The organism is Methylobacterium sp. Leaf112 (genome assembly GCF_001423295.1).
Taxonomy (GTDB): domain Bacteria; phylum Pseudomonadota; class Alphaproteobacteria; order Rhizobiales; family Beijerinckiaceae; genus Methylobacterium.
Genome location: NZ_LMNG01000031.1, coordinates 385,653 through 398,384, shown reverse-complemented (window position 1 = coordinate 398,384; position 12,732 = coordinate 385,653). Strand labels below are relative to the sequence as shown.

The 12,732-nt window shown below is 66.5% G+C and carries 15 protein-coding genes and 1 tRNA gene; 2 read left to right on the top strand and 14 right to left on the bottom strand.

Annotation, left to right across the window (positions count from 1 at the left end):
• Window positions 1-3 precede the first annotated feature (3 nt).
• Entirely contained in the window at window positions 4-801 is a 798-nt protein-coding gene (gene rlmB, locus ASF52_RS17615; RefSeq protein WP_056174693.1) for a 23S rRNA (guanosine(2251)-2'-O)-methyltransferase RlmB, read from the bottom strand.
• A gap of 336 nt (window positions 802-1,137) precedes the next feature.
• On the opposite strand from rlmB, the gene ASF52_RS17610 reads away from it, so the two are divergent.
• Window positions 1,138-1,212 (top strand) — tRNA-Glu (locus ASF52_RS17610).
• Window positions 1,213-1,467: 255 nt separating this feature from the next.
• Here the strand turns inward: ASF52_RS17610 and ASF52_RS17605 are convergent.
• The 10 genes from ASF52_RS17605 to ASF52_RS17565 form a co-directional block, all read right to left on the bottom strand.
• Window positions 1,468-2,751 carry an App1 family protein gene (locus ASF52_RS17605; protein ID WP_056174691.1) on the bottom strand — a complete coding sequence of 428 codons (1,284 nt, stop codon included), beginning with the start codon at window positions 2,749-2,751 and terminating at the stop codon, window positions 1,468-1,470.
• A gap of 1 nt (window position 2,752) precedes the next feature.
• Window positions 2,753-3,052, bottom strand: coding sequence for a hypothetical protein (locus ASF52_RS17600; protein WP_056174689.1), 300 nt, complete (start codon window positions 3,050-3,052; stop codon window positions 2,753-2,755).
• Window positions 3,053-4,120: 1,068 nt separating this feature from the next.
• On the bottom strand, window positions 4,121-4,366 hold the full coding sequence (locus tag ASF52_RS22735) for a hypothetical protein (protein ID WP_156630199.1): 246 nt from the start codon (window positions 4,364-4,366) through the stop codon (window positions 4,121-4,123).
• Window positions 4,367-5,096: 730 nt separating this feature from the next.
• Window positions 5,097-5,375, bottom strand: coding sequence for a hypothetical protein (locus ASF52_RS17595; RefSeq protein ID WP_082478809.1), 279 nt, complete (start codon window positions 5,373-5,375; stop codon window positions 5,097-5,099).
• Window positions 5,376-5,605: 230 nt separating this feature from the next.
• On the bottom strand, window positions 5,606-6,052 hold the full coding sequence (locus tag ASF52_RS17590; protein WP_056174685.1) for a BA14K family protein: 447 nt from the start codon (window positions 6,050-6,052) through the stop codon (window positions 5,606-5,608).
• A 194-nt stretch (window positions 6,053-6,246) separates the two neighbouring features.
• Window positions 6,247-6,630 (bottom strand): CsbD family protein, encoded by a 384-nt coding sequence (locus ASF52_RS17585; protein ID WP_056174683.1) that lies wholly within the window; start codon window positions 6,628-6,630, stop codon window positions 6,247-6,249.
• 67 nt (window positions 6,631-6,697) lie between these two features.
• Entirely contained in the window at window positions 6,698-6,901 is a 204-nt protein-coding gene (locus ASF52_RS17580) for a CsbD family protein (protein ID WP_056174681.1), read from the bottom strand.
• 68 nt (window positions 6,902-6,969) lie between these two features.
• Window positions 6,970-7,890, bottom strand: a complete 921-nt coding sequence (locus ASF52_RS17575; RefSeq protein ID WP_056174679.1) for a hypothetical protein — start codon at window positions 7,888-7,890, stop codon at window positions 6,970-6,972.
• A 128-nt stretch (window positions 7,891-8,018) separates the two neighbouring features.
• Complete coding sequence (locus ASF52_RS17570; protein ID WP_056174677.1) at window positions 8,019-8,522, bottom strand: CsbD family protein; 504 nt, start codon at window positions 8,520-8,522, stop codon at window positions 8,019-8,021.
• Window positions 8,523-8,827: 305 nt separating this feature from the next.
• Complete coding sequence (locus tag ASF52_RS17565) at window positions 8,828-10,288, bottom strand: helix-turn-helix transcriptional regulator (RefSeq protein ID WP_056174675.1); 1,461 nt, start codon at window positions 10,286-10,288, stop codon at window positions 8,828-8,830.
• Between the two features lie 307 nt (window positions 10,289-10,595).
• On the opposite strand from ASF52_RS17565, the gene ASF52_RS17560 reads away from it, so the two are divergent.
• Window positions 10,596-11,168, top strand: a complete 573-nt coding sequence (locus tag ASF52_RS17560; protein ID WP_244473853.1) for a sigma-70 family RNA polymerase sigma factor — start codon at window positions 10,596-10,598, stop codon at window positions 11,166-11,168.
• Between the two features lie 119 nt (window positions 11,169-11,287).
• Here ASF52_RS17560 and ASF52_RS17555 read toward each other — a convergent pair whose 3' ends face one another.
• The 3 genes from ASF52_RS17555 to ASF52_RS17545 all read right to left on the bottom strand — a co-directional run.
• Complete coding sequence (locus ASF52_RS17555; protein ID WP_338011716.1) at window positions 11,288-11,524, bottom strand: hypothetical protein; 237 nt, start codon at window positions 11,522-11,524, stop codon at window positions 11,288-11,290.
• 117 nt (window positions 11,525-11,641) lie between these two features.
• The gene (locus ASF52_RS22730; RefSeq protein WP_056174669.1) at window positions 11,642-11,941 is read right to left on the bottom strand and encodes a Crp/Fnr family transcriptional regulator; all 300 of its coding nucleotides are present in this window, start codon (window positions 11,939-11,941) and stop codon (window positions 11,642-11,644) included.
• Window positions 11,942-11,955: 14 nt separating this feature from the next.
• On the bottom strand, window positions 11,956-12,600 hold a 645-nt coding region (locus ASF52_RS17545), incomplete at its 3' end, for a Crp/Fnr family transcriptional regulator (RefSeq protein WP_244473852.1).
• Window positions 12,601-12,732 lie beyond the last annotated feature (132 nt).

Sequence of the window (12,732 nt, the reverse complement as noted above, 5' to 3'; positions counted from 1 at the left end):
GCCTCAGCGTCCGACGCTGAGGGCGTAGAGGGTGATGGCCGCGGCGTTCGAGACGTTGATGCTGCGGATCTCGCCCCGGAACGGGATCCGCGCGAGCACGTCGCAATTGTCGCGGGTCCGCTGGCGCAGGCCCTTGCCCTCGGCACCCAGCACGATCACCGCCGGACGCTTGGCAGCGATGGTGTCGAGATCGGTCCCGGCCTCGGAATCGAGGCCGATGCGGGTGAAGCCGCGCTCGCCGAGATCGATGAGCGCCTCCGACAAATTGCGGACGATGACCAGGGGCACGTGCTCGAGGCCACCCGACGCCGATTTGGCGAGGACGCCGGTGGCGGTCGGCGAGTGCCGGGCCGTGGTGATGATGCCGGCGACCCCGAAGGCGGCGGCCGTACGGACGATGGCCCCGACATTGTGCGGATCGGTGATCTGATCCAGCGCCAGCAGCAGGGCATCGTCGGGCAGGTCTTCGAGGTCCGGGCCCGGCAGCGGATCGGCTTCGAGATAGAGGCCCTGGTGCACGGCATCGGCCCCGAGAAGCGCATTGATGGCGCTCGGCCGCACCAGCTCGGGATCGATGCGAAGCTGCCCGATCTCCTCGGTGAGGCGCAGCATGGCGTTCTCCGTGGCGAGGAGCCGGTGCAGGCGCCGGCCCTCGTTGGCCAGCGCCTGGGCAACCGGATGCCAGCCGTAGAGCACCACGTGGTCGCCCTCCGGCCCTGCCGGGCGGGGGCGGAAGCGATCGCCGCCGGGGCCGGGCCGTCTCGCCTGCCGGTTCGGCGGGCCGTCGCGTCGCGTGGTCATGGGGGCTGTCCGCTCGTGCCGGGCGGGGCCGGGGAACGCCCGCCGCTGTCCTGCGCGACAAACCGGCCACCGGCGTTTTCGTCAAGCGGCAAACTTGTCCGGAAACGCCCGTTGCCCCCGCCTCCGATCCCGCCTATAGAGGCCTCGCTCCGACCAGCGCCCTTCGTCTAGCGGTCCAGGACGCCTCTATTCCCCTACCATCCTACCAAGTACGTGGTTGCGAGGGTCAGGCATGGTAGGCATCCGAGGTCTGTCAACGAAGGATGCTTCTCGGCCGGTACAGACGGTTGACTGCCCGGCTGTGCGAACGTAGAAAACTGGTATTGGTGAACCAAAGCGCCTATCGTCTATCGGTTAGGACAGGTCCCTTTCAAGGATCAGAGCGGGGTTCGACTCCCCGTAGGCGCGCCAATACAGTATCAAACCCCATGGCAGCTGCCGCAGAGCTCAATCGAGCCTTTGTTTATCGACGGTAGGGCGTGGTTTTCCGCACTGAAAGATGGGGTCGCCCTCTGTAGAGCGAGCCATTACCGTTCAAACCCGGGAAACATCTCGCCGGGTCATTCTCGGTCGCCACCTTCAGCGTTAGCCCTCGGAGGTGCGTAAGACACTGCATCGGAACCGCCGCGGCCGGGTCCTGGATCGTGTCGAACGCTGCGTGCGCGATCAGCCCGGATCCTGACGCGTGCTCCGGCCGTTCCGATCCGCCGGTTCGACGACGATGTTCGGCGGGATGTCGGACCCGGACCCGAGGAGGCTTCTCAGATGCCCATCGGCGACCGTTTGCGTGATGTTCGCGGGTCCTGATCCGCCGACGCGGTGGGTCCCGGTTTCGGTATCGCTCGCGGTTTCACGCTCGGAGGACACCGCTCCACCGCTCTCGGGCGCAATCAGGCCGAGACCGATCGCATGATCGGCCATGACGGCACTGTCGGCTGCGAGGACGAGGCTGCTTCCGGCGGCACTGACCGCGACGGCGAGGCGTTCGATCTCGACGATGCGGCTCTCGCCGCGCGAGACGTTGCGGATGTAGACGGCGAGCACACGCCCCGGGTGATCCGCCACGACCTGCGCGTAGACCTCCGGGTCGTGCTGACCGCTGTCGCCGAGCAGGACGACGGGCAGGTCGCGGTAGAGTGCCAGCATGTGGCCGATGAGCTCGCGCTTGTGATGCTCGGCCTTCCGCGGCAGGGGATGCCGCCAGGACAGCCCCCATTCCCGCAGGAACAGTACCGGTCCCACGGGGATCGCATGCTGGCGGAAGAACTCGCCCAGCATTTCGTAGATGCCCCATGGCGCCCGGGACACGTAGAGCATCGGGTTGGCCTCATGGCCGCTCGCGCCGTCGTGGAACGCGCGACAGAGGGCGGCGGCGCCCGGAAACGCCACGCGGTTCTCGGCGTCGGCCACGAAGAGGCGCCAGAGCATCTTGAACTTGTTGGCGACGCCCGTGTGCATGATGGTGTCGTCGATATCGCTGATGACGACGAACCGGCACCCCGTCGGCGGGATGTAGACCTGCCCCTGTGCGATCACCGGTGGATCGGCCTCGAGGGTGAGTGCGACTGGATGCCAGGCGATCCCGCCGGGAAGTGCCTCGCGTGGGCGGAGGTGGACACGAAAGTACCCGTCCCGGTCGGTCGCGACGCGAACCTCCGCCCCGCCGAAGCGTGCCGTCACGGTAGCTCCGGCGATCTTTCGACGGCGGATGCGGCGCGCGATGTCACGCAAGCTCGCCCGGAGATCGTCGGCGTTCGCCGTTCGATCGGGGTGCGATTGCCGGAACACGCGGCCGATCAGGAAGATCTCCCGGCTCGTTCCGTAGCCGCGGTAAGCCTCGACGACCGTTCCGCCCCGGCCCTGCGCCTTGCGTACGGGACGGGCCGCGAGGGCCAACAGGCGGACGACAGCCGTTCGCCAAGTGGGCTTCGTCGTGGTGGGGCTCTCCATGTCAGCGGCGCACCGCCTCGACGTCGTCGATGTAGATCGAATCCGGCCCGCACGGGTGCCACGCCTTCTTCGCGTCGGTCTGTCCCTTCCTGCCCCAGCAATAGCCGGCCTGGGCCAGGCGACCACTCAGACGGTCGCGCAGCACGCACTGCTCGCGGATCGCCGCAGGATCGCCGCTTCCTTCACAGCCTTGCGTCGCCTTGGTTTCGGCGGCGAGCAGGTCACGCACCGTCGGCATCGGCTGCCCGAAGGCGCTGCCGGCGACAAGAAGCAGAGCGAAGGCGGCCGAGGTGGAACGCATCCCCACAGGATAGCCGCAAGCCGGTCGTTGTCGAGGAGAACCCTGCTGGCCGGCACGGGAGGCCGTCGAGGATGCTTCCCCGACGCATGGGGCATGACGCGGAACCCGGTCGCACCGCCCACGATTCACTTCCGAGAACGGATTTTGGGAAGAGCGCAATGGTCTCTCAGGACAAGACACCGCCAGCCGGCCTCGACGTACCCGCCAAGGGAAAATCCCTGGTCGAGCCCAGGATCACCGAGGACCCGGCGGAAGCCGGACCGACATCGCCAGGGCACGTCGCGCCGGCGGATGATCCGGGCCCGGAAACGGGCGGATACGACGATCATTCACCGAGCCGCCACCCGACGAACGAGGAGGGTGGCTACGGTGCAGGTTGAATCACCCGCCGGGCTTCGGGCTCGCTGATCGCCACGATCCAGCGCCCCTCCTTGGGGTGCCGTCATCGTGGATGAGCAGCTCCCTCCGAAGACCGACGGTGAGAGCACCGCGAGACGGGCGATGCGACGTACGGGTGCGTCCGACGCGCGGGGTTTGCGGGATTGCTGGTCCGGACGTCGAGCCGATGGTGTGGCAAGAGCAACCCATGCGATCGCCGACCCCCGATCGAATGCCCGAAATCGCGCTTCCCATTCAGAGCCCGGCCTCGAACCGTCCGGCTTCGGCGGTGGGTCATTCGTTGTTGCGTGAAACTCCCGGGGCCTGCTGCTCGTACCTCCCATCACCTCGCGATGGCGCGGCAGGGAGACCGTATTGTCGAGAACCAAGTCTTTCGCCGCGGGACATCACCGTCGCCCGCTGCGATCCTACCGTGCCATCACCCGCCACAACGACGGGTGCATTATCCATGTGCGAGACATCCAGGCGGACAGCGACGAGGAGGCGATCCGGATCGTGACCGAGCCCGGCGCGGATGTCTGCACCGACCTTTGGAGCGAGAGGGGGCTGGTCCAGCGCTTCGGGATGAAAACCGGGTAGGGTGGAACCCCGCGGATGCTGGGCCGTTCTCCAGTCCCAACGAGACCCAACCTTCACCCGCCCGGAGCAATCCGCGGCGGGCTTTTCATGTCACGACTTGGGCAGCCGCTTCTCCGGGGCGGGATGACGCAAGCGTGCCTTGGCGTGCCGGGTCGCCTGTTCCGTACGACCGGCGCCTGCCGTCTGCGAAGAACCGTAATAGTCGTGTCCGGTCAGCCCGAACGATCCGCCATGCACCACCCCGGGCGCATCAGGAATGCCGCCAAGAAATTCGAATGGCCCCGCCGAAGCAGCGGAGGCGGAGGCGACGAGGAGGACAACGAGGGCGTAACGCATGCGCCGCTTTTACGGTCATATGCTGCACAGCCCCTTAACGGCTTTCGTGGATCGCAGAGCCACCGGGGGAGGATCACTACCGCCGAGGTAAGCATCATAGCCGATCGCAGGTGCAAAGCCGTGGGATACTGTCGGCGGATCACCCCATCGATAGCGTTGCCCGCTCGGATAAGCGCTCGGTTGATTTCCTGGCCGATCCGGCGGTGGCGTTGCGGACAGCAATCCGCTGACCGGAAAACGATCGGACCTGCGGCGTTCCCGGAACACCAAGAAGGCCGATGCCACGATTCGCATGTATGCCTCCAGGTGACGATGACGCTGGAAACAAGCACGCAGAAACGACGTTCCATCACCAAAATGTCAGTCGAACGATAGAAAGATAGAGTAAGCGGTGGTTTCCCATGTCGGCAAAGCGGATCATGGAAGATCCAATGGTTCCGGAATACGTGTAAAGGGGCGGCCCCTAAGAACTTGCGAGCATCCGCGTCGATTGAAGAACCACGAGGATCAGCGTGGCGAAGGCCGCCGTGGCGACCAGATAGGTGATGATCTTGGTGAACTTGGTCATGATTCCCGTCTCTTCGGCCGTATGACCTGGGTCGCCCGCCCGGCGGTTTGCCTTCGTTCGGCGGCGCGCGGACAGGGTCGGGTAAGTTCAGGCTCCGGCGCTGGTCGGTGCCGGAGTTCGTGATGGCGCGCCCGTGCGGACCCTGGATCGCTCCTTGTGGAGTCAGTCGTCCGCTTCGTCGGACGGGCCGCCATGCGATCGTTCATAAGCGGCGATGGCCCGGGAGCATCCCTCCGACAGGTTCGGACGATTGCGCTTGAAGCAGGCTTTCACCTCGGGGCCGCCCGGTTTCATACCCGCGCACAGACGGAGGTAATCACCGCCACAACTCGCGCGCATGGCCTCCATCTCAGGCCCTTCCTGCGCTACGACCGCTGATGGGGGCAAGGCGAGTGCTCCCGCGAGCGTCAGTGCCTGCAGGGCCATTTTACGAAGGTTCATTTCAGGTTCTCTGTTTGCCTTGAGTCCGAGGGCGTTCCACGCGGAGCCACGTGGAGGTCCGCCTTGCACGGCTCGGGCATGCGATGATCTACACCGAGGCCTTGGGGGCCGGCACGTGTCCGCGGTGCGCAGCGTTCGCGAAAGCATCGGGCTCCGGAAACCCCGCCGTCGCGAGACCGGGGCCGCCATCAAGGCGGGCCCGATGTAGGCTGGGATCGGGCGCGACCGTGTCAGGGGCAAGCGTGACGGTCGCCGTCGTTGCCCAGATAGGTCCCGCTGGCCGCATCGTAGGAACGAAAGCGGCGAGCGCAGGCTGCGACGGCCTCGGGATTGGGTCCTCCCTGCACCACCACCGGAGCGGCTTGCGCCTGCGCGTTGGCGATGGCGCCACCGATGATGGCGCCCGCGGCCAAGCCGGCTACGCCCGCCCCCACCGCAGCGCCGACGCCCGGACCACGCCGATGGCCGTAGCCGCGCCGATAGCCGTAGCCTCGGCCATACCCGCGTCCACCGCGCCAACCGTGGCGAGGACCGAACCGCCGGTACTGAGCGTACGTGGTCGGCAGATCGCCTCGCTCGAGCGCCGCGATCGGCGCGGCGGTTGCCTGAGAAGCTTGGGCCGGTAGCCCGACCAGAGCGGCGACGACGGTGGTCGCGAAGGCGAGAATCAGTCTCATGTGAACGTCGTTACCTATCGAGTGAGGATTGGTCCTATCGATCGACGTCAGTAGCCCCGGCGGTTCGACGGAGCGGAGGTCCGACCGCGAAAGCGGCGGCTGACGTAGGCGATGATCTTCGGAAGCACGAACGCGGTCAGCAGCTTGCGGATCATGGGTGGTCTCCGGGGTTGGGGTGCGTCACGGCGCGAAATTCAGTGCCTGGAACGGGACAGCCAACCGACCGCGAACGCGATGGCGGCGAGGCCGAGCAGGGCGGAGGCGCGATGGTCGTCGGTGTAGCGGGCGGCTTGGCGGCCATAGGCCGTACCGCGCTCGCGGGCGTCGCGAGCGACGCCGCGTCCCTCCTCGATGAGATGAGCGGCCCGGCTCCGGACTTCACGCGCGAGATCCCGTCCGTCGTGGACGTAATCTTCGGCCCGATCGCGGGCGCGGCCGTAGGCGTATTGCGCACCGCCGGCCATCTGGTTGACGGCGCCACGCACCTGCCGGGCCGGATCACCGGTGAGGCCGCCGACGGCGGTCTGCGCGCGACCCTTGAGGTGGCGGGACGCGCCGCGGAACTGGTCACCGTTCATGGGATACTCCTGGGTTCGAATGGTGGGGCGGCGGGACCCGGTCGGTGCACCGGCCGCCCGTATGGGATCAGTGCTTGCCGGTGACCTTGTCGACGAGCGAGGCGACGCCGTCCTTGGCCTCGCCGACGGTGCGCTGGGCCTCGCCCTTGAGTTCCTGGGCCTTGCCTTCGACGACGAGCTTGTCGTTGCCCGTGACTTTGCCTGCGGCCTGCTTGACGTTGCCGGCCGCCTCGTTGGCGAGGCCCTTCAGCTTGTCCGTGGTGCTGCTCATGGGATGGATCCTTCGATTCGAGGATGAACGGGAGGCCGGCCGGTCGCGGTGACCGACCGGGGATCGTCTCAGACGCGACGGGCGTCGTAGCTGTCGGCGAGGGTGTGGAGCTTCGGGGCGCCGAGGCGGCCACCGAAGAAGCCGGCGAGCGCACCGAGGATCAGGGCGAGCGCACCGTAGAAGGCGCCCTGGGTGGCAGCCGACTTGGCGGCGACGGCCGCGGCTTCGGCCTTCACCTTGGCGGTGGCGATGGTCTCGTCGTACTGCTTCTTGTAGTCTTGGATCTGCGTCTTGGCCTGATCGACCGGGATGCCCTGAGCCTTGGCCAGCGCGTCGGCGGCACGGTTCTCGGCCTGGGCCTTCTGGGCCGGGTCACCGGTGAACAGGGCGCGGATCGCGGCGACGGCTGCATCCTTGGCGGCCTGCGGGTCCTGACCGGCGGCCTGGTTCCGAACCGACTGCTCGATCCCGTCGAAGGGGTTCGAGATCTTCGACAGCGACGGGGCGGCAGCCTGGGTCGCTGTCTGCACCGTGCCGCCGACGAGGGAGCCGGCGCCGCCGAGCGTGCTGGTCACGCCCGAGAAGGCGCCGCCGATGAGGCCGCCGGCCGCCGAGGTCAGCAGGTACAGAACCACGAGGGTGGTCACGGCCCACGAGACGAGGCCGTGCAGGCCGGCGGCACCCGTGACGGGCTTGCCCGACAGGCGACCGGCGATGAAGCCGCCGGCCAGCGCTGCGACGATGCCCGAGCCGACGAACCAGACGCCGGCACTCATCGACAGGGTGGAAGCGGCGGGATTGTCGGCGGCCACGGGGCCGACGCTCGACAGGCCGACGCCGACGCCGACCATGTTCAGGATGACCTGGGTCACCAGGGCGGTGACGGCGCCGGCGAAGATGGCGCCCCACGAAACTTGGTTCAGCAGAACGGTGCGAGTGTCGGCAGAGGCCGTGGTGGTCGAGGTCGCGAGAAGGGGGGAAGTGGACACGTACAGGTACTCCGGGTCGTCGGTCGTCCGAAAAGTTCGGTCGTTCGAGGGGGCAGTCTGGGTTGGAACTCAACGGTCCGACCGAGCCGTCGCGGCGCGGTCGGACCGATCGATGCCGGCTCTGCGGATCAATCGCGGCCGTGGATGAGGAGGCCGAGGCCGTAGCCGACGAGGCCGGCAACCAGGAGGGCGGCAACGGGGTGCTCCGCGATCTGGCTGGCGGCATCGTTGCCGTTCCGACGAAGGGAACGGGCACCGGTCTCGTAGGCGTCTTCCGCCCGGTCGTACGCTTCGCGGCCTGCACTGCGGACGGAACGCTCGGCGCGCTCGTAGGTATCGCTGGCGGCACCCTGCGCCCGGCGTGCGCGGTCCTCGACATCGCCGGACCCGATCAGATTGCCGACGGTGTCGCGAACTTTGCCGCCGATCTCGCGGGCTGTCTCGGCAACGTGGTCGGCCGCATCGCGCGCGGTGTCCTTGGCTTGGCCGTACAGGTTCTCGGCGGCACCCTGCGCCTCGCGGGCGCGGCCCTCGACCGAGTCCCGGTTCGAGCCCGTGAGGTCGCCCACCGCGCCCTGCACCTTGCCGCCGAGTTCCTTCGCGGCGCCGGTGATCCGATTCGTGTCGACCATGATGGTGTTCCTGTTCTCGTTTCGATGATGTTCGTCGGCTGTAACGTGTGAGCGAAGCTACGTTTGAACGGCCACGTTCGGTTTCAGTTCGAGCTTCGGTAGTGACTACTGAGAGGTTTCTCGCCCACGACTTCGGACATGAGCGCCGATGCTCCGACGGCTTCGTTCTCCGAGCCTTCCAGCTACGAAGAAATCTAGATCGCCTTCCGCATGCACTGGCTTCGCGAAGTCCGGTGCGAACCCGTCCCTCAAGTGGTCCGGCGTGGCCCGTGAGCAATGGTGCAAATATACTGGTAAGGCAGTTTTTATTTGCTAGCCTCCGAAATCGGGAACCCGTTGTTGCGACCCCATACGATGGCTTCCGAGCGCTTGTGGACGGCGAGCTTCCGGTAGAGCGATGCGGCGTGGTTCCGGACTGTGTTGCGCGAAAGCCCCAATCTCTGTGCAATGCCATCGTCGTCCAGTCCTCGGCAGATGAGGTCGAGGATCTGGCGCTCGCGACCCGTCACGTTCGGAACGACGGCGTCACGGGTCTCGCTCGCCGGCCGGCGAAGGGTCGTGAGCTTCTCGATGAGCCCGCGGCTGAACCAGGAGGTGTCGGCCATGACGGTTTCGATGGCTTCGAAAAGCTCCCGCTCGGTGCGCTTGCGCTCGGTGATGTCCTGCAGCACCAGAAGGGCGAAGGTCTGGTCGCCGATCTCCACGCGCTCGGCCGAGACGAGGCAATCGAAGTTGGTGCCGTCTTCGTGCCGGAGGCAGACCTCCAGGCCGAGGACATAGCCGGTGCGCGCCACCGCCGTCTCGAACCGGGTTCGTGCGGCGTCGTGCACCCAGAGACCAAGTTCCGCGGGCGTACGTCCCGTGACCTTGTCGGCGCTGTAACCGAACACCCGGGTGAAGGCCTCGTTGACGCCGGTGATGGAGAATCCCTCGGCCCGTGCCAGCAGGGTCGGCACGGGAGTGAGGTGGAACGCCTTGGCGAAGCGCTCCTCGCTCTGACGAAGGGCCTTCTCCGCCTTGCGGCGCAGTTCCAGGTCGGCGAAGGTGAAGAGCATGCAGGGCTCGTCGCCGAACTCGATGGGCTGGCCGGCGACGATGACGAAGCGCGAACTGCCATCGGGCAGATCGAGGCAAGCCTCCATTTGCGGGATGGTGGCGCCGGTATTGAGCCGGGCGATCGCCAGATCCCGGCTGCGGGCGCCTGCCAGCACGTCGACCTCGTAGACGCTGCGGCCGATCACGGCGTCGCGGGTATAACCAGTCATCTCCAGAAAACCGTGGTTCACCTTGACGTGACGCAGGTCCGACAGCCGGCAGATCACTGCAGGTGCCGGATTGGCGTTGAAGGTGGCTTCAAAGCGCTCCTCTGCCTCGAACTGCTCCGAGACGTCCTTGAGGATGAGTGCCAGACAGCTCGGATTACCCTCCCGGTCGGTGGCGACGAGGCTGCGTAGAGAGTGCACGAAATCGACCTCTGGCCGGTCCGTTCGGGTCACCTCGACGATGACGTCGTGGAAACGTTCTCCCGAGACGACGCGCTCCATGGGGTATTGGTTCGGAGCGTGGTTGTTGCGGTAGCGCAGTGTGAAGCGCCCACGATAATCGTCCACGGTCTCGCCGAGTTCGCCGATGGTTTCCGCGCCATGCATCGCGAGGGCCGCCTCGTTGGCATAGGCAATGGTCTGGTCGGGCTCGACCAGGATCACGCCCTCGCTGAGGCCGGCGATGATCTGCCGAAGCTCATGCCTGTCGACGGCAACCACCACGTCCCACCGCCTTCCGTACCGCTCGATTCAAGCCAGGCCGTAACAGCGCTCGTGGACGGACGGTTCCGGGCCGGGAGGTCCGTAGACCGGTATATCTGGATCATTGACGTGAATGTGAACGATCATCCAGAACCGGCCCGGTAGAATCTACCGTAGAGGGGCAGCCTCTCAGGGCTGATATCCCGAACAAGGACTCCTCCCCACAATGCTGACAAGCATCGTCACCGACGAACCTTCGCCGAGCGAAGGATTGCCCCGTCATGTCCAAGATCAGATCGGGGCACGGCTGAACGAACTCATTCCCAGCGTGGACACGGTCGATGCCGATACGAGGCTCGGCCGAGTTCTGCTACGTCTGCGAGCCGCCCTGCTCGACGCCGAGGCCGAACGTCAGATCACGAAGGCGTTCGGCGACGAACTCATCGCCGTGGTGCCACGTCTCCGACGCTTCGCTCTTCTCCGTACCGGCAATTCGGCAGAGGCAGACGACATGGTTCAGGCGACCCTCATGCGGGCTTGGGAGCACCGATCCCAGTTCCGCACTGGGACCAACCTCGTCGCGTGGCTGTTCACGATCCTGCGCAACATCCATCTGAACCAGCGCAAGCGTTTCCGCCGGGAGGTCGAGGACGTCGACGGCGTCATCGCCGGTTCGGTCTCCGCGCCGCCCGAGCAGGAACACCGCGTTGCCCTCGCCGAGCTACAGTTCGCCTTGAACGACCTCCCGCCGGAGCAACGCGAGACCCTGTTGCTCGTGATGGTCGACGGCCTGCTCCACACGGAGGCCGCGATGGTGCTCGGGTGTCAGGTCGGTACCGTGAAGAGCCGGGTGAGCCGGGCACGCGAACGTCTCGCCCTCGCCCTCGGCCTATCGGGATGACACCGTCGGACACTTCGGGGCCAACCAGGGCTTTCACCTTGTGGGTCTTGCGTTCAGCGCCCGATGACCCGTTGTCTTCCGGGCGTTCGAGGGGCCGAACAACGCTCGTTTTTCCCGAGTTAGGAGGTCGTATCGTCGGTGGTGGCGAGGCGGTGCGTGATCCAGTCCTGGGCGGCGCCGAGACTGGCGAAGGTCGGCGGGTTCGGATGGTCGACGCGGCCGAATCCGGCTTCGAGGAACCACCGGCCGGCGTCGTCGCCGTGCTGCTCGCACAGGTGAACCAGGATCGCCACGAGGAACCCATCGTCGAACACGAGATGGCTCTCGGTATCGTTGCTGCCCGTCGCGACCTGCACAGCCGTGCTGCTCGCACAGGTGAACCAGGATCGCCACGAGGAACCCATCGTCGAACACGAGATGGCTCTCGGTATCGTTGCTGCCCGTCGCGACCTGCACAGGCTGGAGGTGGAGGCTCATCCGTCAGCCTGCTTCTTCAGATGGAGGTAGGTGGGATCGAACTCCGCGGAGCGGCACAGGTCGTTCCAGGCGTTGACCACCAGGGTGCTGCTGCGCAGGGTGATCAGCCCCTGGCCCCGCATCTCCTGCAGGGTGCGGTTCACGTGCACGGTGGTGAGGCCGAGCGCATCGCCGAGTTCGGTCTGGGTGATCGGCAGGGGGCAGCGGTGATCGCCGGCGAGGCCCACCGCTTCGAGCTTGAGGTACATCTCGCAGAACAGGTGGGCGATCCGGCCATAGGCCGACTTGCGGCCCATGCCGGTCATCCATNAAGAGGAATGGCCGATGACCACGATCTCACCGGCCCGGCCGTCCGGAGCGTGGGCACCGGATCGGCCGAGACGCGGGCGACCACGAGGGGTGGCAACTCGCGCGACTTCTTGGGCGCCGCCTCCTTCGAAGCCGCCTCCTCGCCGGCGAGGCCCACCGCTTCGAGCTTGAGGTACATCTCGCAGAACAGGTGGGCGATCCGGCCATAGGCCGACTTGCGGCCCATGCCGGTCATCCATTCCCGAAAGATCGCCGCGTCGATCAGGGTGTCGCGCCACAGCACCGCCCCGAGGCGCGGGAAGCGCAGGGTCAGGTCACGGACGCTGTCGTGCGGGATGAACGCGACCGTGGCCACGGTCACGGTGCCGAGGCTGTGATCCATCACCGGCAGGTGGAGGCTCTGCAGATCGGGGGTGTCGCCGGGAATGTGGAACGAGAAGATCTGGCGGCGACCCTCGCCGAGGATCTTGTAGCGGCACAGCCAGCCTTCGAGGACCAGGCAGCATTGCGAGGGCTTGTCGCCTTCCCGCACGATATCCTGCCCGGGCTCGAGGGTCCGCGTCCGCGCCGGCAAATTGCGAACGGCTTCCTGCTCCTCATCCGAGAGGGTGGCGATGCTGTCGAGCTTGCGCAGCAGCATGGTCATGGGAGCGTTGTTGGAAACCGGGTGCATAGCAACTTCGCCTTTCACTTGTGGCGCGAGCGCTCTGCTCTTCAAGGCACCCGCCTCTCTTATTGCTCCGCCGACGCCGGAAGCGTTTCTAGATGTGCGTGATAC

Coding starts and splice junctions, on each gene's coding strand:
- rlmB (WP_056174693.1), bottom strand. CDS start 801: ATGACCACGCGACGCGACGGCCCGCCGAACCGGCAGGCGAGACGGCCC.
- ASF52_RS17605 (WP_056174691.1), bottom strand. CDS start 2,751: ATGGAGAGCCCCACCACGACGAAGCCCACTTGGCGAACGGCTGTCGTC.
- ASF52_RS17600 (WP_056174689.1), bottom strand. CDS start 3,052: ATGCGTTCCACCTCGGCCGCCTTCGCTCTGCTTCTTGTCGCCGGCAGC.
- ASF52_RS22735 (WP_156630199.1), bottom strand. CDS start 4,366: ATGCGTTACGCCCTCGTTGTCCTCCTCGTCGCCTCCGCCTCCGCTGCT.
- ASF52_RS17595 (WP_082478809.1), bottom strand. CDS start 5,375: ATGAACCTTCGTAAAATGGCCCTGCAGGCACTGACGCTCGCGGGAGCA.
- ASF52_RS17590 (WP_056174685.1), bottom strand. CDS start 6,052: ATGAGACTGATTCTCGCCTTCGCGACCACCGTCGTCGCCGCTCTGGTC.
- ASF52_RS17585 (WP_056174683.1), bottom strand. CDS start 6,630: ATGAACGGTGACCAGTTCCGCGGCGCGTCCCGCCACCTCAAGGGTCGC.
- ASF52_RS17580 (WP_056174681.1), bottom strand. CDS start 6,901: ATGAGCAGCACCACGGACAAGCTGAAGGGCCTCGCCAACGAGGCGGCC.
- ASF52_RS17570 (WP_056174677.1), bottom strand. CDS start 8,522: ATGGTCGACACGAATCGGATCACCGGCGCCGCGAAGGAACTCGGCGGC.
- ASF52_RS22730 (WP_056174669.1), bottom strand. CDS start 11,941: ATGGGCCGCAAGTCGGCCTATGGCCGGATCGCCCACCTGTTCTGCGAG.